This window comes from Spiroplasma endosymbiont of Atherix ibis, from assembly GCF_964020005.1.
Lineage (GTDB): Bacteria > Bacillota_I > Bacilli_A > Mycoplasmatales > Mycoplasmataceae > Spiroplasma_A.
In genome coordinates this window covers 701213-724298 of the sequence record NZ_OZ026474.1, presented here as the reverse complement: position 1 = coordinate 724298, position 23086 = coordinate 701213, and the positions used below count along the sequence as shown (strand labels likewise).

Here is a 23086-nt window from a genome sequence, read left to right as displayed (position 1 = left end):
GATATTGCTTTGTAATTTGATATAATAGCAATGGTTAGTAGAAACTTTACTTATTTAAGGAGGGAATTTTATGTGTTTTATAAAAAAAATACAAGAAGATTTTTTTGTTATTAATTTAATTGGCAATATTGTAATTGCAAAGTATAAATATCTTCATCAAGCAGTAATGCATATTAATAGTTTAAAAAAATATACTTATAATAATAAAAGTAACTTTTTAAATACAAATTTTAAAAAAGAACAAAAAAATGATTTTTCATTAGAAGATGAATGTTCAAATAATTTAGAAAATAGTTTAAATGATATAAGTTTTAATTTAGAAAATCAATTAACAATTATTGATAAAAAAGTTGAAAATGAGTTTGAAAATAAGAAAATTAAAATTTTAGTGCAAAATAAAATTAATCAATTAAATCAAAAAGTAGATTTAATGAATAAAAGTGATAGTGAAAAATTAGATGTTTATAATGATTTAGAAAACCTTATTTTAGAAATTAAAAGTTATATGCTTTTATTAAATTCAAAAGAAGTTGAAAACCAAAAGGATTCATACTCATCTGAAATTGATTTAACAGCATTTGATTTAAATTCAGATTTTTTAACAAAATCAGATGAATTATTAGCATAAAAAATTAAAGAGAAAATATAAAAGCATTTTAAATTAACTTAAATAAAAAAGTAGATTGTCTACTTTTTTTATTATGTATTTATTTAAAAAGTTAATCCTGTTAAACTTTTTATATAGAGGTATTTTTTATGGAAAAATTTAAAAAGGGAATATATGATCTTTTAATTAGAGAAAAATAACTACCATTTTTTCAAGAAGATGATATTAGAGAATTAGAAAATATTGATGATGAATGATTAGCAAATCAATTTTCTAGACATATTAAAGAAAATTTATCTAATTTTAATACAATAGAAGATAAAATAATATTTTTAAATAATTTAATAAAGGAAGATAAGTGAACTTCATTAAGAGCAGTAAAGAAAGAGGTTAAAATTAATAGATTAGAAGAGATAAGTACAAATAAACTTATTAAAAAGAATTTATGATCTAATTTAAATAAGGAATTTGAAACATCAAATGATATTCAAATAATTTCGCCTTTTATTTCAAATCATATGATAAATATATTAAGAAATAGTTTAGAAAATAATTCAAGCATAAAATCCTTAAAAATAATAGCAACAACATATGATGGTACTTCAAAATTTTTAGCTTTAGAAGATTTAATAAAACTAGTTAATGACTATAGTAATATAATTCAAGTTAAAATAGAAAATATATTTAAAAAAAGTGAAAAAAGATTACATATAAAATCTTATTTATTTAATAGAGAAAATGACTTTAGTTCTTTATATGTTGGAAGTAGTAATTTTACAAAAACAGGTTTAGTAACTGGAAAAGAACATAACTTAAGAATTAGTGAATTTAAAGATAAAAAAATTATTGAAGAATATAGAAAAGAATTTGATGACTTGTTTAAATCAAGTGATTTAATTGATATAAAAGATAATGAACAGATTCAACAAATAATAATGCATCAAAAATTAGAAAATAATAAATTAGAAGAAATTAATGTTTCTATATTAGAAAATGAAGAAAATATGTCAATTCAGTTTGAAAGATTAAATACAAAAAATAAAGGAATAGATCCATATACTTATCAAAAAGACATTGTAGAAAATATTTTAAATAGAGTGAATAATGGAAAAAATAAACACTTACTTGTCATGGCTACAGGAACAGGTAAAACTAAAACCATGATTTTTACATATGAGGCTCTTGCAAATCTTTGAAAAAAAGAAGAACCAAGTTTATTGTATATAGCTCCTTCAAAAGAAATACTTGATCAAACTGTTAAAGATTTTAGAGATTATCTTGAAATTTATGATTTTGGCTTGGAATTTTATGATAGTAGAAATAATAATGTTGATATATTAAAAGAAAATTGAATATTTACAAATACAGAAACTTTAATAAGAAGAAAAGAAAAGCTAATAAATAAGAAATTTGATGTTGTAGTTTTTGATGAAGCACACCACGTTGAAGCAGATACATTTAAAGAAATATATTTATTAGTACTTCCAAACACTAAACAAATATTTGGATTAACTGCAACTCCAGAAAGAACTGATAATGTAAATGTAAATATTTATTTTGATGATTAATACGCAGCAAATTTAAGATTACTTGAAGCTATTGAAAAAGAATTATTAAGTGATTTTGATTATTTTTTTATAAAAGATGATTCAATTGATTTAACAAATATAGATATTTTGAAAACTGAAAAATTAAATAAAGTTTTAAATATTAAAGAGAGACATGAATTCATTTATGAAAATCATAAAAAAATATATAGGTACAAATTCTAGAAATATTAAAGCTATATTATTTTGTAATTCAATATAACATGCACAAGATTTATCACAATACTTAAATGAAAAGGGAGAAAGAAGCGAATTTTTAGTTTCTGAAAAAATTACAAAAGAAAAAAGACAAAAAATATTAAGAGACTTTAAAAGTGGAAAAATAAATTTTCTTTGTGTAAGAGATATTTTAAATGAAGGTGTGGATGTTCCTGAAATAGATACTGTAATGTTTTTAAGACCAACTGCTTCTATTTTAATTTATTTGCAACAGCTTGGTAGAGGATTGATAAAAGTTACTGATAAAAGATTACAAATATATGATTTTGTAAATAATGTTGATATTAAAGTAAATAAAAAATATAATCCTTTAATGGCTTTTAATGTTCTTACAAGTGACTTAAAAATAAGTGAATTTGAAAAAAATATAGATCATATTAATAACTTTTTACCAGGAGATTGTAATTTTATACTTTCAAAATTTATTAAAGAAGATTTCTTGAAAAAACTTAAAGAGTATGAAAAACATAATTTATATGTAGCAATTATTGATGAATATAGAACTGGAATATTTGAAGATTATGAATCATTTTTTAAAGATAAAGAAGTTAGTATCTATGAATTTTATAATCTTGAAAAAACATATTTTAAAGAAAATCAAATAGCTAATAATCCAACACGAATTCGTCAATTTATTTTCTTTAATAATGAAAATTTAATTAAAGAAATTTTAAAAATAATAGAGAATAAAAAAATTTCAAATAATAAACTTGTAAACAAAGTATTTTTAGCTTCTTTTTATTATTCACCAACAAAAAAAGATAATTTTTACTATGATTTAAATTTTGCTTTTAAATCTATTTTTAATCCTGAAAATGAGATTCTTTTAAAAGAAATTACTTTCTTATTAAAATTTAAATTAAATAATGAGAAATTATTAAAAAAAATTTTAAATAATGAAATTGAAAGTTTTAAAGGTTTGCATTTAAATCATAATCAATTTCAAGCATTATGTTCTATTACAATAAAAGATAATCAATTTAAAGGTAAAGGTGTAGGGGGAATTATTAGTAATAAAGAAGATAAAATTTTTGCAATTGATGCTTCAACCAATACAATTTCAACAAAGTTTGGACATGGTAATATTTATGATTATGAAAAGCAAATTTTATATTGAGATACTCCAGACGATTGAAAATTTGATTTAAATAAAATTACAGAAGTGCAAAAAAATATGATGAATTTAAAAGAATATAAAACTTATATTTTCTTTTCAGATGAAAAACTTAGAAGTGAAAAGGGAGATAAGGCAAAAATTTTTATTGAAAAAATTGAAAAAATAATAGATAGAAAAGAAGTTAAAAATGGATCTGAGAAAAAAATTCATAAAAAACCAAAATTTATTTTTAAAATTAATTAGTTAACCTCTTGTAAAAAAAAAAAAAAAATTAAAATTACTCTTAGCGGGGTATTTTTTTATGAGTAAATTAAGAGTATTTGAAACATTTGCTGGTATTGGAGCACAACATAAAGCATTAGAAATACTTAAAGAAAATGTAGAGGGTTTTGACTATAAAATAGCTGGAACAAGTGAATGAGATATTTGAGCAAATTTAAGTTATAATGCTATACATCATAATAATAAAAATATAGCAGAAAAGCTAGGCGATGATGAAATTAATAACTTTATTGCAAAATATACTCTTTCAAATGATGGAAAAAAACCAGCTTATGAAAAATTTATATTAAGACAACCTAGAAAAGTTAGAGAGTTATTATATAGCTCTTTAATCAATTGCAATAATCAAGGAAGTATTTTAGAAATAACTGGAAAAACACTTATTAATAATATTGGAGAGTTTGATTTATTAACTTATTCTTTTCCTTGTCAAGATTTATCTGTTGCAGGAAGTTTTCATGGTTTTAATCAAGGAATGGCAAAAGGGTCTAATACTAGAAGTGGTTTACTATGAGAAATTGAAAGAATACTTAAAGAATTAAAAAAACTTAATAAATTACCTAAATATTTATTATTGGAAAATGTTAAAAATATGATATCTAATAAACATAAAGATGATTATATTGAATGATTAGAGTTTTTAGCTTTTTTAGGTTATGAAACAAAAACTTATATATTAGATGCTAGTAAATATGGAATACCACAAAAAAGAAAAAGAGTATTTGCAATTAGTATATTAAAAAATGAAGAAATTTTATTAGATATAGAAAATTTCATAAATGATTCAGATGATATTGAAGATGTATCTAAAGAATTTAAAATTAATAAACAACTAAAAAAAATTTTAAAAATAAATTATTCAATACAAAAATATAAAAATGAAGCTAAAATTTGTTCGCCAAATAATACACCGAGTAGAAGAAAAATGTATAAAGAAAATCCTAAAATATTTCAAATTATAAAAGGAGAGCATAGATATCTTAGTTTTGTAAGAACTATTACAATAAAACAAGATAGACACCCTAATGCAGGTATTGTTGTTCTCAAGGAGACAGAAATAATAAAAGAATTAGAAAAAACGGGTAAATCCAATTATAGATTTTTAACTCCTAGAGAGACTTTTTTATTAATGGGATTTACAGAAGATGATTTTGAAAAGGTTACAGTCTTTAATAAAAGAAAAGAAATACTTTATAGGCAAGCAGGAAATTCAATTGCAGTAAATGTATTGGTAGCTCTTTTTAATAATATGATGAAAGAAGGAAAAAAATAATGAGATCAGGAAACGCATGAAATATTGCAACAAATTTTAATATTTATATAAAAGATTATATAAAAACTAATTGTTTTAAAAAAGGAGATATTTTAAATTTTTCTCTTACTCCATCAGGAAAAGAATTAAAAGTTAAAATAAATAAAAAAGATATTAATATAATTAAAAAAGGAGATAGAAGTACATTTGTACAAATTTTAAGAGTTTGATGTACATTAGGATTTATTAAATTAAAAAATGCTGAATTCATTGAAAAACTAGATACTTTTTTTGAATATGATTTTATTGTTGAATATGGTTTTGACGAAGATTTAGAAAAACAAGCAAGAGAAATTATTGAAAAAAGACTAAATGGTTATACTGAATACAGTTTTAAAAATGAACACACTTTTTATAATGGATTTTCTATTGCTACATTAATACAAAATGAATTAACTTATGATGATATTGATTAAAAGATAAAAAATACAATTAATAAAGCTATTTCTAAATGTGATAATAAGGCAGATTTTTTAGTTGATAATTTAGATGATATAAAAAATAATGAATCTCTTAAAAGATTGCTAACAACATATAAAGTAAAAGGAATTTATGATAATAAAAAAATAATTCAAGCCTGTTATAAGTATATTTTTGAAAAAGAGTGAATTGATTATTACAAAATCAATGATGTAGAAAATATGTTTATTTATGATAATTTTAAAAGGTTTAAAGTTAGTAAAGAAAATATTATAAATTTACCTATGAATTGAAGTGGTGAAGAGTTAATTTATTCAAAGAATTATTCTTTTGGAGAGTTTATAAATCATTATTTTTTAAAAACTGGTGATAATTCAAAAATTGCAATTCCTATTTATCAAAGGCAATATAATTGAGATCAGAAACTTGCAATAGGCCTTTTAAATGATATTTTAAATTTAGATTCTGGAAAATATCATTATATTGGAGGTATTGTATTATTTATTTCATTTAGAGATAGATTAAACAATAAATTAATTGATGGACAACAAAGATTAACAACTTGTTTAATAATTTTAAGACAAATATATAATGTATATTTGATAAAGGATTATAAAATACCCGATATTTTATATAATTTATTTAATCTTGATCAATATGATGAAAATGCAATATCAAAGACCTTTAAAAGAATAGATACTAACAGTGATTTTAGAACATTTAACAACATTATAAAAGGTGAACAAATTCAAGAAACCACAACTTCAGTATTTACAAATTCAATTGCAGTTTTTAATATGATTAGAAATTTTGATGAAAACAATTTAAATAGTTTTTTTAAAAAAATTTATGAACAATTAATTCTCTCTGTTACTATAGACCATATTTCAAACGAATATACTTTATTTGAAAATTTGAATACTAAATCTTTACAACTTTCTACTATGGATTTAATAAAAAATTTTTTGTTTATGCATATAAATCATCAAATAGTTGATAAACACGAACAACAGTTACAATTTACTTTTGAAGAAGAAATTATTTCAAAATTTAAAAATTTTAAAAATCCTACATCAAAAATGGATAGTTTTATAAATGTATTTTTAAGATTGAAAGAAAAAAAATATGAAGCTGATTCAGCTTTTGAAAGTTTTAAAGAAACCTTAATTTCTGATTTTATTAATAATAGAAATTTAAAATCTTTTGAAGAATCTAGAAAACTATTTATAGATTTAGGTAAATACATATATATGTATATTTCTGTTTCAGATTCTAATTCATTTAATAAATTAGAATATTTAACATATAGATTTAAAGATATTTTAACCATGTTAGAAGGTAGAGAAATTTATTATCCTCTATTAATGAAAATTTTAATAAACTTTGATTATGAAAACAATAAAACAAATAAAGAAATTACAAAACAAATAAGAAAAGTTTTTTTTGAAATAGAAAAATATGAAGTACGACTTCAAGTTTCCAATTATAAAGGTCAATCCCTTTCTCAATATATTGATCTTAATATCTTAAAAGAGCTAGGAAATGGAATTATAACTCCTGATTTTATAAGAAAATTATTTATAGGAGAACATGAAGATGAATTAAATAATAGAATTTCTTTAGAAAGATTTAAAAATAGTTTAATGGAATATGATATATCAAATAAAATAGCAACTCTTATAGGATATAGAATAGAGAATTATTTATCTAATAATAAGAACTTATTTGGAGATGATTATAATTATATTGATACAAAATATGAAAAAAGAACGCTTGAACATATAATTCCTCAAAAACCTAATGAAGAGTGATATCAAGATATAATTGTATGAAGTGATCATGAATTAACATTAGAAGAAGCAAAGAGATGAAAAACTAAGTTTTTAAATAAATTAGGTAATTTAATGTGTATTGAAGGTAAATCAAACTCTAAAATTCAAAATAAAACTTTTAATAATAAAATTTATGAATATTCAAAAGAAGGAAAAATTCTTAATTCATATCAGTTTAAAGGTTATAAAGATGAATTTTTAGAATTAACAGGTTTAAGAAGTTTTAATAATTTTTATGAAGATAATATCAAAAAAAGAACTAAACAATTAACAAAAATTTGTTGTGATATTTGAAAAGATAATTAAATTTGATAATTCACATTTATAAAATTTTAATTTATTTTATAATTATTTATTATTTTTTTATTCAATCATTAAACATTATAATTTGACCCACTTTAACTTATTTGTTATTATAAAAAAGTTAAAGGGGGTTTTATTATTTTATTGCTTTCATCACAAAGTAAAGAAATGGCTAGTTTAATTCTTGGATGAATTGGATTTGCAACAAGCTTTTCAATGTTAATGCCTCAAGTTATTAAAGTTTGTATTACAAAAAATACTAAAGCACTTTCCCCAATAATGTTCTTTTTAACTTTTTTAAATTCATGTATATGAACAAGTTATGCATTTTTTACAAAAGAAACACCAGACTTACAAGTAGGGTGTGCAAATTTAGCTGTAATGGGTGCATCATTATTTATTTTAATCTTTATTATATGTAATAAAGTTAAAGACAAAATTACTTTAAATAGATTAAAAAAAGATAAAAAAATAAATGAAAATTTAGAAGAAATTTCAGTAACAGAAATACAAAATGAAAATGAGCTTTTAAGTGAAGAAATAATTAATATGCAAAAATAAATTGAAAAATTAGAAGAAAATGTAGAAGTTTTAGAAGAACAAGTTGAAATTCTAGAAGAGAAAATAGAAAATTAATCAATATATTATATATTAATAAAACAGTTTTTTTTTTTTTTTTCAAATCAAAAAAAAAATTTTATTATTATAAAATATTTTTACTTTTAATATATTTTAAAAAACAAGAAACTTTAAATTTATAATTATATTAAGCTTGATTGTGTTAGTCGGGCAAATTATGGAGGAAAAAAATAATGAAAAAATTATTAGGATTATTAGGTGCAGCAGGATTAGTTGCAACTACAAGTGCAACAGTTGTTGCTTGTGGAAACAAAGCAAGTGATGTTACTTTAAGTGAAACTAATTTATCAAAAGAATTTTCAGTTAAAACAAGTAAAATTACAGCTGATGGAACAATTACTTTCAAACTAGCTAAAGATTCAGTTTTAAATGTAGAAGTTAAAGCTGGTTCACAAAAAGCAGGAGAAGTAATTATTGTAGTTTCAACTACAGCAGATAAAGTAAAAGATAAAGAAGTTAAAGAAACAGTTGATGTTATTCATAAAGTTAAAGATTCAACTAAAAGTGAAGAAACAGTTTCATCAGTTTCAGTTAAAATTGAAGCTAAAAAAGCATCTACAGGAAAAATTAAATTAGATACAGCTGATTTTAAATTAACAGCAACAAATTCTACAACAAATGCAGAAGTAATTGCAGCTTTAAAAAAATTTAAAGGACTTGAAAAAGTAGTAGAAAAAATAGATGTTAAAATTACTAAAACAAATGCTACTTTAAGTGCAAAAGGATCAATTAAAATCGAAGCAGTTGGAACTTCAACATTAGTTGAAGCTTCAAAAACTTTTGAAATTGATCAATTAGTAAAAGTTGATTTATCAACAGTTAAAAATTTATTAACTCCAACAAATGATACAACAGTTGATGAAGTTATTAGGGCTTTAAAAACAGTTAAAGGACTTGAAGAAGTAGCATTAACAACAGATGTTAAAATTACTAAAATAAATGCTGGTACATCATTAGATGGATCAATTGTAATCGAAGCAGTTGTAACTTCAACATTAGTTTCAGGTAAATTAGATTTAGTAATTGCTAGATCATAGTTTATTAATTTTCAATTATTAATAATAAAAAAATCTCTATTTTAAAATAGAGATTTTTTTATTTAAAAATTACATTTTTGTTAATTATAAATTCATATGCAGGAAGCTTAAAATCTTTTTCGTTGACTTTATAAGTTGCATATTCATTTTTTTTACTTTTTCTTAAACTAATTGATAGATTATCTTTTGTTTTTACAAAATTAGGCTCTTCTTTATTTAATTTATTTTCTTTGATTAATTTTTCAATTTCTTTTCTAGTATTATAAAAAACTAATTGAGCATTTTTTATATCTTGTTCATTTAAATTAAATAGTTTAAAGTTTAGTATTTTATTAGTATCTTTTTCAATCATAATTACTAAATAATTTTTTAATATTATATCTTGATAAAATGTACTTTCTTCAAATTCATCATTCATTATTTCAAAAGGGTCTAATTCATAATTGGTTGTAATTTGTTCTTGTAAATTACTGTTTTGAGTTAACTTATGTATTAATTTAAAATTTGTAATTTTTAAAAAATTATATAAATCACGATTATTCTCTTTTAAAAATTTTTCAAAAGCAATTTGATGTTTTTGGTTTGCTTTTGATTGTGTATAATTTGAAATATCTTTTCCAATTATACTTGTCATATATTCTTCAATTTGTTCATGTTTAAATTCAACAATATCTTTTATTTCTTTTTCTTCAAAAATTTCATTAATATATTCAACTTTATTTTTGTGCCTTGAAATAATTTCTTTTAAAAAATTAATATTAAATGAATAACTTCTAAATCTTGCAAGTACATTTGAATAGGGCTGTTTTTTTAAATCAATTCTACTTTGACTTTTAGTTGAAGAGCAAAGAATTTTTGTAAATCCTTCATTTAATTCTTCTGCTTTTCCTTTTTTTACTTTCTCTTGAATAGCAATTCAGTCATTTACTATTAATAAAAATTCTTTTTGTCTAGAAATATCTATTATAAAAGCATCATGAATTTTAAAATCCAAAAAATCTTTTTCGTAATCATAAATATAAGTTATGATTAAAAGTAATTGATTTCTATTAATACATTTCGAATCTTTAAATATTTCATTTACTATTTCATCATAGTAAATATCATTTAAAAGTAAACGCTCTTTTACTATTAATTCATCATATTTATTTCTTTTTAAAGCAACTGGCTTTAATTCTAATTGAAGATCTTCAAAAGTATATTCTACTTTACTTAATAGAGGCATATTAAATATTGCTTGTTGAAGAAAATGTTTTACTTTATCTTTATTGTCAAAATATCTTATTTTATCAATATTTTTATTTGCAAGTTCTCTTAAAGTTTTTCCTTTAGCTTTTTGAGCTATTTCATATATTTCTAATAAATATTGTTTATATTGTTTGTCATCCATGTTAACTAAGTTTCCTTTATACTTATTGATTATAAAGTAAATTAAACTATTATATTCTATTTCAAAGAAATTTTTTATAATTATTTTATTTAAATATACTTATAAGTTTATCATTTTTTTATAAGTTTATAAAAAAATATTAAAAAAAACGTTCCCTCTATAGGGGGAACGTTTTTTTTTTTTTTTTATCATTTTTTATTTATTCTAATTTTATCATTATTATAAAAATCTAATCATGCTCATGCTATTTTTAAGCATTGATTGATGTTTTCAATATGACATGTTCTTATAGTTTCATCTTTTAAACGACTATGAAAACTTTCATGCTTGCCATTATGATTAGGTGTTCCTGGTTTTGAATAACTTCTAATGATTTGCAAATCATTACATAAATTTATGTAGTTTTCAGAAGTATATTGATTTCCATTATCTGAATGTAATAATATTGGACCTAAATATTTTTTATTTTTATATGCAATTTTTACAGCTTCAAGTACAAAATCTGTCTTTTGATTATCTATTCTTTTAGATTTTCCTATTATTTCTCCAGTTAAATTATCTTGAACTGTGCAAATATAACCTTTTTTTGTTTTAACTGAAAATTGAGTTATTTCACTAGTTCAAATGTTTTCAAATACCATTTATTTTGCTTCTTTAAGATAATTTTTTCTAATAGTTTCTTTATATTTTTTAATTTCATGTTTAGTTTGTTTCTTAATATAATATGCAATATGATTAAATTTTTTAAATATACGTTCTAATTTTTTGTGATTTATCCTAAAATGGTCAATATAATTCAATTTAAAATATAAAGATCATCTTTTAGCACTATAAGCACTAAGAAAATTATTTTTTTCAATTTCTGAAATCACTAAATTCATAATTCTTGTATCATTGAGGAAATTCATTAAAGTTTTATTTTCTTTATATGTTGATGTTCTATTGATATTTAAAATTTTGCAAATTATTGTTCGATTATATTTCATATTTATTAATAATTCCTGAATTATTTCTTTTTGGTTTCGCCCTTGGAGGCTCATTGCTTTTTTAAAATATTATTCTCCTTAATTAATTCTTTATTATAGTAGAATAGAACTCCTATAAACAAATCATTTGCCTTTTTAGATATGCTGTAATCTATTTTATAAGGCAAGCGAGGTTTTGCTTCACTTATCTTTGCATTTTTATATTTGTTAATTATTGTTCCAATTGATCCAGTAGTTGAGTTAAATTTTAATGCTATTTCTTTTAGAGAATAGCAATTCAAACTTAATTCAATAATTTTTTCTTTTTCTTCTTGAGTTCATTTTCTAAACTTTTGTCCTTTTTTAGCCATATATTTTTTCCTTTCTATTATTATATAAAAGTGTCTCCTAAAATGGGGGAACCTTCGGGGAAGGTAATTTATTTTTCCGGGTTTAAAGCATTGACTTTTTTTTTTTTTTTTACAATCATACATATCAACTTGAATTATTTGTTTGTTTTATAAAAGTCTTAAAAAAGGAGGAAAATATGAAAAAGTTATTAAGTGTATTGGCAACAGTAGGGGTTATTGCTTCATCAACTGTTAGTGTTGTTGCGTGTGGTACAAAATCTGAGAAGAAACCAGAAGAATATAAAAAAGATATTACTCAGGTTGTTAGAAATTTTGAACGGGATGTGGCAAAGATATGATCAGAACATTATGAAAAAGAGGTTGCAAGTAATTTGATTACTCTAGAAGATGTAAAGAATGATTATAAATTTTTGAATAAAAAAAATATTCAGAAATTCTCAAAATCATAGAATAAATTGACAGTTGAAAATAAAAAACAGTTGACTAGTGATGTTGAGAAATTATTTCAAATTAAGTTATTAAAACAGAAGTTAAATGAGTTAAAAAAAGTTAATGAATATAAAGTTATTTTGGATGAGATCGATTCGGTTTTTGAACATTTTGAGTTGCTTTTTAATGATAATTTTGAAATAAATTCAGGAGAAGTGGTTGAGGGAAGTTATATAGGTAATGTGGTAGTGGATTATAATATTGTGACTAACTATAAAGGGCTTAATGATGTTGAGAAGTTTAAACAATTTGGAGCATTGAAGTATACTTCAACAGAAAGTGAGTCGTTTAAAAACGTAGGGGATGTGATGTATAAAAATATTGCAAAGGATATGTTTATTTCACAAAAAACACAAAAGTATGTGAATTTGAAGTGAAGTGATATTAAAGGAGCAAAACAAGATTATGAGGCTTATGTAAATTCAAATGCTGAGTTGAAAAAGTATTATAATGATAGTGAAGATTTTCATCAGGCTTTATTGAAGTTACTTAAAGATAAGTATTTTAAACTTGCTTTTCCAACATTAGATATTAGTTATAGTAAAAGAAGTATATATAGATCAAATGATTTTTTAGTAGAGAATAAAGAGTATTTGATTATGAATAATTTTGATAAAGAAAATGCTATAAAGTTAAAAGAAGGTCAAGATACACAAACTATATCAAAAATTCTTTTAGGTGATGAAGTGCTAATAAAAGAAACTTTGAAGTCACAAGTATTTAATTTAAGAGCTTTGCAGAAATATAGAGTTGCTCAAGATGAGTTTTTAAATAAGTTTTTAAATTCTGTGGAGTTTGAAAAGTATAATGTAACTGATAGTTACTATGATTTAGCAGTGGCTATGGGTTATGCAGATTTTGTTGCTCCTGTTATTGGAGTTGGAGTAGCAGGGGGAAGTTCTTATCAGTATAAGTTGCCTGATTTTAAGTTGGCGATTTCTTATTCAATGAATGGAGAAAATGATGAGATTAGTGAGAGTTTTATAGATTTATCATTGAAATTGTTTGGTGTTTATAAAGAACTATGAAATCCTTATGAAATAAACGAAAGCAGTTTTTTATTTAAAGTATGGTATAAAAATAAAGGAAAAATTTGAGTTTATAAAGATAAAATAAATAACTTTATGACAGGAAAAGAAATAAATTTAGATTTAAATAATTATCAACAGTTTTATTTTGTAGAGTTGGAGAAAGCTTTTAGTTTATTGGATATGACAAGAAATGTTTTTAAAAGTTTAAATGTTTTATACTCAATAAACATGAAAAATTATGATTTAAGATTATCAACTATTAATTTTAATAGTTCAAATGAATATAAATGAACTTTTTTTGCAAAAAGAAAAGTAGCAAAAGATGAATTAATTTTTTATGAAGAGATTAATTATTTACAGTTTGATTTGTTTGGGATAGTAGAAATGGATATTTACTTTGATGAACAGAAATTAACAGAATATATATTTTAAAAGAATTTTTATAAGTATTTAAAAATATAAATTATATAGCTTATGTTTTTTTATTTATTAAAATAATATAATAATAAATAGTAAAATATTTTTATTTTAGAATTAAAAAAAAGTGTTATATTAATATAAATGAGGAAACAAAAAAATGAAAACAGTTATAATTATTGCAAACCCAAAGCCAAATAGTTTTAATCACGCAATTTCAAACTCTGTTATTGAAGGTTTAAAAAAGGCAAATAAAGAATATGAAATTTGAGACTTGTATGAAATGAAATTTAATCCATTAATAACCAAAGAAGAATTTGAACTATTTGGTTATGGACAATATGATGCAACATTGGAACATTTTATGAATGTATTAAGAGATGAATGTGAACAAATTGTATTAATTTATCAAATAGTCTTTTTTGAAATGCCAGCTATTTTAAAAGGATTTCTAGATAGAGTATTTATAGGAACTTTAATTAAGGAAGGTGATGATCCAATTAATTGAATGCCTTCAATTAATATAGAAAAGACTTTCATTATAGAAACTTCTCTTGGAGATATGTGATCTCTTGCAGGAAACCAAAATAAAAAACAAAATGAAGCTCTTACAGCACAAATAATGAGAAGAATAGGTTTATATAATCCTATTATAGAAATATATAAAAATTTATCTAAATCAACTTTAAAAGAGCATGAAAACTTTCTAAAAAGAATAGAACAATAATTTTCAACATTTAATGTTTAAGAATTTTAATTTATTAGTAATTTTGTTAAAACGATATATTAAAACTTATAGTAATTAAAAAACCATAGTTTAAATAATAAATAATTTAAGGTGCTTACAAATAAAAATATCCTTAAATTTGAAAATAATTCTATTTATACACAGATATTTAAAATTAAAAAAATTGTTAATAGTTTTAGTTAAAATGATTTTTAACATAAAAATATAAATTTATAATAAAGTAATTAAAAACATAGTTTTTTACTATGTTTTTTTATTATTAACTATTTAATTAATAACTTTAAATTATTTTATTTTGTTAGGAAGAGTAATTAAAATTCATAGTTGTTATAATAAATAAAGCAAAAGGAGTTTTGTAAAATGACAAACAAAGATGTTCTAATTATTATTATAGTTTCAACATGACTTATTGGAGTAATAATTACAGGACTTTTAGCATTAATTTTTAAAGATAAGTTTAAAAACTTTAAAGAACAAAATATATTAATTCAATCTCAATTAAAGCAAGAAAAAAGTGACTTTAAATTAAAAGAGGTGAATATAAATTTTGAGTTACCAAAAGAGGAAAAGTGTTTTTTTTATGAAAATAATATTAATTTATTTAAAGTAAAATTAAATAATAAGACTTCAAAGCAAAATTATAAAAAAGAATTAAAAGAATCTAATCTTATTTGCTCAATATATGTAACAAATAAAAGAATAATGATTCAATTAAATGATCAATATTTTCAATATAATATAGAAAATATAATTTATTGTAATTATCTTTTAGTTTATTTTAAAAAAACTTGACTAAATTCAATACAATTAGAAATAAGTGAAGATAAATATATTGTTATAAATAAAAAATTTGATTTATTGTTAACTGTTAAAGAATTATGTAAAAAGGAGAAATAAAGTAATGTTATATTCAAATACATGAACAAGTAGTGCAATTACTGGCTATATTTTAATGTTATTTACAACATTAGCTTTATATCTTTTCTTTGCAAATCATTTTAAACGATTAAAAAAAATGAGATTAATTTGACCTAAAAATAAGTATTTGAATAAGAAAATGTATAATTTCTTTAATTTATATATTTTTGTAGGTTTTATACCTATGTTTTTTGCAATGACAATTTTTTTTGCAATAAGCTTAGTATTTAAAGATATTAAATTATTAAGTATTATATTCACATTTTGTTATTTAATTTATACTGTTCAACTTTTTATATACATAATTCTTTTAAATAGTAAACAATCTTCAATTGTAGCTTTTGAATATGAAAATCAATTAATTTTATTTAATGAAGTAATAAAATTAGATGATATTGTTGAAATTAGTTACAATCTTAAAAGAACAATTATTTTTATTACATTTAAAGATGAAAAACAATTAGAAGATATTGTAAAACTTAACTATAATTGAAAATTGTTTGATTTTTTAAAAAGTTTAAACTTGAAAATAAACAAGTAAACTAGTAAATTTGTTTTATAATTTAATTAAGTTTAATAAGGAGTTTTCAAAATGATAGAAAAATTATTAAATAAGCAAGAAAAACAGTTATTTTCTTTAAAAACTTTAAATAAAATTAAAAGACAAGATTTTAAAGATTATTTAGAGATACAAGAAAGTATTTTAAAATCTCTTGAAAAACAAATCCAATTAGAACAAAAATATATTAATGAAATTTTACAAGAAAAAATTTTAAAATAACAAAATTTTATTAATAAATTAACTAGTTACTATAATGAAGTAGTTTTGAAAAAGAATAAAAAAGTAGTAGAAGTTGATTTTATTACAGAAGAGTTTGAAAATATAATAAAAGAATTAGTGAAAATTCAAAAATAAAAGTGGAGAATAAAATATTATGATAAAACAAGCTAAATTTATTACTTCAGCTGCAAATAAAAGTGGTTGATTAAAAGAAAGTATTCCTGAAGTTTGTTTTATAGGAAGAAGTAATGTAGGAAAATCTACTTTTATTAATGCTTTAACTAATCAAAATAAATTGGCAAAAACTTCATCAACACCAGGAAAAACAAGATTATTGAATTTTTTTGATATTAATAATAATCAATTTAGAATAGTTGATGCTCCAGGTTATGGTTATGCAAGAGTTAATAATGATCAAAAATTAGCTTTTGCTAAAATGATGGATGAATATTTAACAAGTAGAGAACAGTTAAAATTTATTTGTCAATTAGTCGATTTAAGACATCCCCCAACTAAAGATGATATTGAAATGTATAAGTTTTTTAAACATCATAAAATTAAAGTTTTTATTGTGGCAACAAAAAAGGATAAATGTAAAAAAAATGACATTCTAAAAAATGAAAAAATAATAAAACAAAATTTAGAATTTGATTCAAATGATAAATTTATATCAATTTCATCAACAGAAAAAAATAATTTAGATAAAGTTTATGATATTTTTATTGAAATGTTTGAAATGAATTAATAATTTTTAACAATAGGAGAGAGAACAATTTTTTATAAAAATTCATTAAAAGCTATTGTAGATGTAGTTTCAAACTTTAATTTTTGAAGTATTTTATTAGCAACTTCTCTTGTTATATTTATAGGGTTTATTTTTCAAAAAAAACGATTAATTTTTGATAATTGAGAAAAGGTAATTGTTAAAATAATATTGTATGTTGCATTACCAGCATTAGCTTTAAAAAGTTTTTTAATAGATATTAATACAGAAAATATTTGAGAATCAGTGGCAATAGCAATAATTGGTCTTATTTTTTACACAAGTTTAACTTTTGGATCAAAGTACTTTTTTCTAAAAACTACAAAATCAAAGCAAGATATCCTTGCAATGAGTGTTGCTTTTTCTTCAGCAGTTTATTTTGGAGTAATGATAATTAAGGCAATATATTCTCAAAAGCAACAAGTAATTGATTTATATTCATTTTTATTTTTAATAGGATTTTGAATTTTTATGTATTCGGCTGCTGCAAATATTATGATGAAAAAACAATTCAAGAATTATTATTGGATAAAAAGAAAAAATGATGAGATTTTTTTAAAGTTTTTAAAAATCCTATTATTATTGCAACTTTTGTTGGAATATTTTTATGACTATTTCAATTAATACCTGGTATTCATATTATTAAAGGAGAATATTCAATAAGTAGAATTGATAAATATATTCCAGGAGTAAATCAAATTTTGTCAATTCTAGCTCCTTTAGCAAGTCCACTTGCATGATTTTCTATGGGATCAATTTTGGCAAAAAGTGAAATAAAAGAGGCATTTAAATCAAAATTAGTTTGATGAGCTTCTTTTGTTAAAAGTTTTATAACACCTTTAATTTGTCTTATTTTATTTATTATATTTTCATTAATTTTTAAATCAATTTCAGGAATTTCAATATCATCTTTAGCTTTAGTTTTAAGCATTGCAATTGTTGCATCTCCAACAGCAAATACAATAGTGGGTTATGCTATTTTATATGATAAAAGAACCTAAAGTAGCATCTTATGTAGGAACATTAACAATATTTTTAAGTATTATGGTAATACCAATATGAATACTTGTTGCATCCGCAATAGGAGCAACAAGTTTATTTACACAATAAGTGCAAAATTAAAAAAAAAAAAAAAATTATTTTTAATAAAAGAAGGTTCCCCCATTTTAGGAGACACTTTTATATAATAATAGAAAGGAAAAAATATATGGCTAAAAAAGGACAAAAGTTCATTTTCTAAACTTTTGTCCTTTTTTAGCCATATATTTTTTCCTTTCTATTATTATATAAAAGTGTCTCCTAAAATGGGGGAACCTTCTATTAAAAATAGTTAAAAAAAGTATTGAACTTTTTTTTTTTTTTTTATAATTATTGATATCAATTTGAATTATTTTTTAAGGGTCTTTAAAAAGGAGAAAAATATGAAAAAGTTACTAAGTGTATTGGCAACATTTGGTATTGTTGCTTCATCAACTGTTAGTGTAGTTGCGTGTGGTGCAAAATCAGAAACTAAACCAGAAAAGCCAGAAGAACCAAAAGAGGATTTAAATGATATTATAAGAGATTTTCAAGAAGAAGTTACAAATATTTATATTGATCATATGAAAATTGAAGTTATTCAAAATCTTATTGTTTTGTCAGAAACAGAAAAAAATTATTTGTTTATTAAAAAAGATAATATAAAAGCTTTTTCAAATAGAGAAAAAGAAATAACTTTTGAAAATAAAAAACAAATTGAAAATGATGAAAATTTAATTTTAAAATCAAAATTATTAGCAGAAAAGTTAAATGAGTTGAAAAAAGTTAATAAGTATAAAGTTATTTTGGATGAGGTAGATTCACTTTTTGATGGTGTAGAAATTATTTTTAATGATAATTTTAAAATAAAATCAGGAGAGTTATTTCAAGGCGTTTATATATGAAATTTTATAAATGAGTATAAAATAAATATTAAATATAAAGGTAAAAGTGATATTGAAAAGTTTGAACTTAAAGATACTTTAAAATATACTTCAACAGATAGTGAAATTTTTAAAGTAGCAGGAGATAATTTAGTAAAAAATATTGAAAATGATTTTTTAGTATCAAATGAAATGAAAAAATACTCTAATTTTTAATGAAATAATATAAAAAGAAATAAACAAACTTATGAGGGGTATGGTTAATTTTTTGATGAAATAAAAAATTATATAAATTCAAGCGATGAATATAAGAATAATTTAATTAATTTTATTAAACACAATTATTTTAAAAGTTTTGAGAACTTAAATATAAACTTTAATCAAAATAATATTTATATAGATTCAGTTTTTAAAACTATTTTTAGAAATGATCCTAATACTGAATTAAATAAAGAATCTTTAAAAGAACTATATTTTACAAATACTAATATGAATAAATGAAATAAAGAATTATTTGTTTTAAAAAATAATTATCTTAAAAATTTAAAATTAACAGAACAACAAAATAACTTAGTACAAGAATCAGTTGAGTATATTAGTGCAGACTCTATTGGAAATATTAAATTAAAGGGAACAACTATTGTTATTGGTTCAGGAGATAATAAATATGTTCATGAACTATCTGATTTTAACTTATCTGTAACATATAATATTTCTTCAAAAGTAGAAGAGAAAATTGACTTTTTAAGTGAGTTTACTTCAAAAGTATTAATAAAAGGTATGCATAATTTTTATGGCATGGATTCAAGTTTTAAATACCCTGAATTTAACTCAGATGAAAATTATTTAATGAATATTGGAAATAAAAAAATTATTCCTAATATTTTGGAAAATCTTGCTAAACCTTATAGCTATCCTGGTTCTATATCTAGAATATTTTGATCTCTTTGAAGTCACCTTAGTGATCAAAACATAAAATAATTTTTTAATAACACAAAATTTTACAGTTTGATACATAATTGAAGAATGTCAGCGTTTATTTTTTTTAATTACTCAAATGATTTAAAAGATTATGATACAAATAGTGATACTACTAGATATAATAATAAAATTGATTTTACTTTTAATAATCAATATGTATCTTTTGTACTAGCAAAAGATGGAGCAAAGGATAAAAATCCTGACTTACTTACTTTTAAATTGGGTTATTTAGCAGTTAACTTTAAGTATGAAAAGTTGTTTAAGTTATCTGAAAATCAAAAATCTAAATTTTTTATTAAATTTATGTAGTTTAAAAATTTATATAAACATTTATCTATTAAAATCTCAGAATATGATATCTTAAATTTACCAGTTAGCATTAGTTAATTGGTTTTTTTCTATTTATATTTCTACAAATCCTTTAAATTTACTATAAAATTCATCTAATAAACTAAAAAGTAACTATAAATTTCATTATTTAAGTAAATAATTATTTTATTTATTTTTTTATAATATTAATTACTATTTTAAAGCTTTATCAAGTCTTTTATTAGCCATAGTTTTTTTCTTTAATTTTAATTGTTTAATTTTAATACTAATTTTGTTATATTTTTCAAAGTTATATATTGAATATTTTAAATTATTTTATTTTAATTTGAATAGAATATGTGTTAATATATCTTTAAGTTTAGGACCAAGATTAATTTTAGGGGTAAACTTTATTTTGTTGTAAAATTTAATGAATAAAAATTCATATAATAAAAAATATACTTATAAGTTATTTTATAAAATTTTGTAGGTGATTTTATGTTAAAAATAAAAAAAATGAATAAACATTTAATGTACTTTCTTTTTATAGCAGTAATTTTTATTCACTTCTTTTTAATAACTATAAGTGAGTATCAAGTTTTTATAAATAAAAGAACATATATTATATTCAAACATTTTAATATTGTTTTAAATACATTATTTATGATTATAATGTTGTTTATTTTGACTATTCAATTCAGTAAATTTATGTACTTTGTTGATATTAATAGTAATAATCAAAATTTAAGATGAATAATAAAAAAAGATACTTTAGAAACTTTAGTTAAAATAGTATTTTTAATTTTGCCTTTTATTATTTTATTTTTAATAAATTTTTATATATGAAGAAGTAGACAAATTGAGTTTACTATCTGAATTTTAACTTGTATTTCCCTAATTACTATTTTAATAATTGCTTTAACAATATTAACTTTTATTTATAAATTTGTTATTAAAAAAAATATTATAACAAATTATGAAGATGACTCTATTTTGGAAATGCAATTACTATATTTAAGTTCTTTGGTTCATTTAGAAACTTTTAATTTTAAAGATAAAATATTTGAATTTAAAGAAGCTATTAAAGTTTTTCTTTCTTATCTATATCAAGAAAATGAAATGAAGTATTCAATAAAAAACTCTGTATCTTTAAGAACTATAAAAAAATCAACAGTTCCACCAAGTATTTATTTTTTATAATAACTTGAAAAAAATATTTATAGGCTTAACTTCAAAGTTTAAAATTTTTAAGTATAAATTTAAAGGAAAGAGAAGTATAAAATTATGAAAAAATTATTATCATTATTAGGAGCAGTTGGAATAACTGCTTCTACAAGTGCAACAACAGTTGCATGTACAAAACCTAGCACAAATCCAGAATCAGAAGATGTATTATTGGATAATGTTTTACCTGAAACTATTTTAAATGCTTATAAAAAGAAAAATCCAAGTGCAAATATAAATGAACTTGAAGTATTTGATTATAATCAAAATAGTGCACAATTAGTTTATAAAAAATCTACATCATCTAATTCTAAATTTAATCCAATTATTTTTAATTATAAAATTAAAGCATTGGATTTATCTGATGACAATGAATCATTGGTTAGAAATATTCTTGTAGGAGAAATGGATGAAAATGGTGTTGTAAATAAATCAATTAGTATAAAAGATGTAATGAAAAATAAAAAAGTTACAAAAAACTCAATAAGAACTTCATTTGCAATAATGAACGGAGTTTTCTTAAATGAGCAAGATATTGAAATAGGAGATATAGATTACAATAACAGTAGAGTTATAATAAAATCAAAAAATCAAAATATTTTAAAAGGAACTGAAGAAGTTATTTTAACAATTAACAAAAATATAAGTTCAGATGATGTTTTAAAAGTTACAGATATAGGAAATATTTATTTACCAGGATCTTTATATGATAACAGAAGAGAATGTTTTGATGGAACTTATAAAGATGAGCATGGCAATAGTGTAGCTAAAGACAATATTTTGATAGCTTTACCTGTGTTATTTCAAAACTTGGGAGATAGAAATAAATTATTTGCTTATTTAGCAAGAGATTTATTTACATCTGCTGTAGCTATTGCAGGAGTTAGTGCATCAAAAATAGAAGAAAATATGTCTATGGATAATTTTAAAATAAATCTATCATGAGGGGGAGAAGAAAAAATTTTAGTTAATGATAATATAATTACAGCAACTGATTCACAAACAGTAACTGTTAAATTCAAATTGGCAAAAGAAGATAGATTGATTTTTGGAGAATATAGACCAAATTCAAAAGATTTTATAGTATCAAAAAAAGCATATTCTTCTAAAAATATTAAAACAATAGTTTCAGAAATTTATGATCAAGCAGGTGAATCTTTTAAAAATCAAGTATCAAAAGAAATGTTTACAAAGTTTTCAACAATTAATTTTGCAAATGAAAATGAAGTTCCAACAATTGAATTACTTCCTGGAGGAGAGTATGTTTATTCATTTGATCAAATGGCATTTTTCTTAGTTTCAACTAAATTAGATCCTGAAAATGATAAAGAATTAATTAAAAAACTAACACCTCCAAAAGAGGGAAAAACTTATGGTTATAAATTTGTAGTACAAGAATAATTTGACTAAGCAAAAATTATTT

General features: G+C 21.1%; 26 protein-coding genes. 21 read left to right on the top strand and 5 right to left on the bottom strand.

The genetic code is table 4. The features are described from left to right. Positions 1-70 precede the first annotated feature (70 nt). The 8 genes from AACK92_RS03940 (at position 71) to AACK92_RS03905 (ending at position 9375) form a co-directional block, all read left to right on the top strand. Positions 71-628, top strand: coding sequence for a hypothetical protein (locus AACK92_RS03940; RefSeq protein WP_339020362.1), 558 nt, complete (start codon positions 71-73; stop codon positions 626-628). 203 nt (positions 629-831) lie between these two features. Beyond that, on the top strand, positions 832-2175 hold the full coding sequence (locus tag AACK92_RS03935; protein WP_339021763.1) for a DEAD/DEAH box helicase family protein: 1344 nt from the start codon (positions 832-834) through the stop codon (positions 2173-2175). Between the two features lie 253 nt (positions 2176-2428). Continuing rightward, on the top strand, positions 2429-3793 hold the full coding sequence (locus tag AACK92_RS03930) for a DEAD/DEAH box helicase (protein ID WP_339021762.1): 1365 nt from the start codon (positions 2429-2431) through the stop codon (positions 3791-3793). 58 nt (positions 3794-3851) lie between these two features. After that, a complete protein-coding gene (gene dcm / locus AACK92_RS03925; RefSeq protein WP_339020360.1) occupies positions 3852-5105 on the top strand; it encodes a DNA (cytosine-5-)-methyltransferase in 1254 nt (417 codons plus the stop codon). Then, the gene (locus AACK92_RS03920) at positions 5105-5560 is read left to right on the top strand and encodes a hypothetical protein (RefSeq protein WP_339020358.1); all 456 of its coding nucleotides are present in this window, start codon (positions 5105-5107) and stop codon (positions 5558-5560) included. Before dcm ends, AACK92_RS03920 begins: the two co-directional genes overlap by 1 nt. A 105-nt stretch (positions 5561-5665) precedes the next feature. Then, positions 5666-7702 (top strand): DUF262 domain-containing HNH endonuclease family protein, encoded by a 2037-nt coding sequence (locus AACK92_RS03915; protein WP_339020357.1) that lies wholly within the window; start codon positions 5666-5668, stop codon positions 7700-7702. A gap of 141 nt (positions 7703-7843) precedes the next feature. Beyond that, positions 7844-8260, top strand: coding sequence for a PQ-loop repeat-containing protein (locus tag AACK92_RS03910; RefSeq protein WP_339020355.1), 417 nt, complete (start codon positions 7844-7846; stop codon positions 8258-8260). A 251-nt stretch (positions 8261-8511) separates the two neighbouring features. Continuing rightward, a complete protein-coding gene (locus AACK92_RS03905) occupies positions 8512-9375 on the top strand; it encodes a lipoprotein (RefSeq protein WP_339020354.1) in 864 nt (287 codons plus the stop codon). A 58-nt stretch (positions 9376-9433) separates the two neighbouring features. On the opposite strand, the gene AACK92_RS03900 is transcribed toward AACK92_RS03905, so the two are convergent. The 4 genes from AACK92_RS03900 to AACK92_RS03885 all read right to left on the bottom strand — a co-directional run bounded on the left by AACK92_RS03900 (position 9434) and on the right by AACK92_RS03885 (position 12101). Then, complete coding sequence (locus AACK92_RS03900) at positions 9434-10765, bottom strand: MutH/Sau3AI family endonuclease (RefSeq protein ID WP_339020353.1); 1332 nt, start codon at positions 10763-10765, stop codon at positions 9434-9436. A 185-nt stretch (positions 10766-10950) separates the two neighbouring features. After that, positions 10951-11406 carry a DDE-type integrase/transposase/recombinase gene (locus AACK92_RS03895; RefSeq protein ID WP_339020352.1) on the bottom strand — a complete coding sequence of 152 codons (456 nt, stop codon included), beginning with the start codon at positions 11404-11406 and terminating at the stop codon, positions 10951-10953. Beyond that, positions 11407-11805 carry a hypothetical protein gene (locus tag AACK92_RS03890; protein WP_339020350.1) on the bottom strand — a complete coding sequence of 133 codons (399 nt, stop codon included), beginning with the start codon at positions 11803-11805 and terminating at the stop codon, positions 11407-11409. After that, positions 11772-12101: a helix-turn-helix domain-containing protein gene (locus AACK92_RS03885; RefSeq protein WP_339020349.1), complete on the bottom strand. Its 330-nt coding sequence runs from the start codon at positions 12099-12101 to the stop codon at positions 11772-11774. Before AACK92_RS03885 ends, AACK92_RS03890 begins: the two co-directional genes overlap by 34 nt. A gap of 176 nt (positions 12102-12277) precedes the next feature. On the opposite strand from AACK92_RS03885, the gene AACK92_RS03880 reads away from it, so the two are divergent. From AACK92_RS03880 to yihA, 7 genes are all read left to right on the top strand, one after another. Then, positions 12278-12550 (top strand): lipoprotein, encoded by a 273-nt coding sequence (locus tag AACK92_RS03880; protein WP_339020348.1) that lies wholly within the window; start codon positions 12278-12280, stop codon positions 12548-12550. A 6-nt stretch (positions 12551-12556) separates the two neighbouring features. After that, positions 12557-14053: a hypothetical protein gene (locus AACK92_RS03875; RefSeq protein WP_339020347.1), complete on the top strand. Its 1497-nt coding sequence runs from the start codon at positions 12557-12559 to the stop codon at positions 14051-14053. 145 nt (positions 14054-14198) lie between these two features. Next, the gene (locus AACK92_RS03870) at positions 14199-14765 is read left to right on the top strand and encodes an NAD(P)H-dependent oxidoreductase (RefSeq protein ID WP_339020346.1); all 567 of its coding nucleotides are present in this window, start codon (positions 14199-14201) and stop codon (positions 14763-14765) included. A 381-nt stretch (positions 14766-15146) separates the two neighbouring features. Then, the gene (locus AACK92_RS03865) at positions 15147-15683 is read left to right on the top strand and encodes a hypothetical protein (RefSeq protein WP_339020344.1); all 537 of its coding nucleotides are present in this window, start codon (positions 15147-15149) and stop codon (positions 15681-15683) included. A 4-nt stretch (positions 15684-15687) separates the two neighbouring features. Continuing rightward, positions 15688-16245, top strand: coding sequence for a hypothetical protein (locus AACK92_RS03860; RefSeq protein WP_339020342.1), 558 nt, complete (start codon positions 15688-15690; stop codon positions 16243-16245). Between the two features lie 51 nt (positions 16246-16296). Further along, a complete protein-coding gene (locus tag AACK92_RS03855; protein WP_339020340.1) occupies positions 16297-16485 on the top strand; it encodes a hypothetical protein in 189 nt (62 codons plus the stop codon). A gap of 154 nt (positions 16486-16639) precedes the next feature. Next, positions 16640-17230, top strand: coding sequence for a ribosome biogenesis GTP-binding protein YihA/YsxC (gene yihA / locus AACK92_RS03850; protein WP_339020338.1), 591 nt, complete (start codon positions 16640-16642; stop codon positions 17228-17230). A 511-nt stretch (positions 17231-17741) separates the two neighbouring features. On the opposite strand, the gene AACK92_RS03845 is transcribed toward yihA, so the two are convergent. Further along, entirely contained in the window at positions 17742-18179 is a 438-nt protein-coding gene (locus AACK92_RS03845; RefSeq protein ID WP_339020337.1) for a hypothetical protein, read from the bottom strand. Between the two features lie 53 nt (positions 18180-18232). Here AACK92_RS03845 and AACK92_RS03840 point away from each other — a divergent pair, with 53 nt between their 5' ends. From AACK92_RS03840 to AACK92_RS03815, 6 genes are all read left to right on the top strand, one after another. Then, a complete protein-coding gene (locus AACK92_RS03840) occupies positions 18233-18358 on the top strand; it encodes a hypothetical protein (RefSeq protein WP_339020335.1) in 126 nt (41 codons plus the stop codon). Between the two features lie 311 nt (positions 18359-18669). Continuing rightward, positions 18670-19365, top strand: a complete 696-nt coding sequence (locus AACK92_RS03835; RefSeq protein WP_339020333.1) for a lipoprotein — start codon at positions 18670-18672, stop codon at positions 19363-19365. Positions 19366-19638: 273 nt separating this feature from the next. Continuing rightward, positions 19639-20130, top strand: coding sequence for a hypothetical protein (locus AACK92_RS03830; protein ID WP_339020331.1), 492 nt, complete (start codon positions 19639-19641; stop codon positions 20128-20130). Between the two features lie 45 nt (positions 20131-20175). After that, on the top strand, positions 20176-20439 hold the full coding sequence (locus tag AACK92_RS03825; RefSeq protein ID WP_339020330.1) for a hypothetical protein: 264 nt from the start codon (positions 20176-20178) through the stop codon (positions 20437-20439). A 498-nt stretch (positions 20440-20937) separates the two neighbouring features. After that, entirely contained in the window at positions 20938-21639 is a 702-nt protein-coding gene (locus AACK92_RS03820) for a hypothetical protein (protein ID WP_339020328.1), read from the top strand. Between the two features lie 84 nt (positions 21640-21723). Further along, complete coding sequence (locus AACK92_RS03815) at positions 21724-23064, top strand: lipoprotein (RefSeq protein ID WP_339020326.1); 1341 nt, start codon at positions 21724-21726, stop codon at positions 23062-23064. Positions 23065-23086 lie beyond the last annotated feature (22 nt).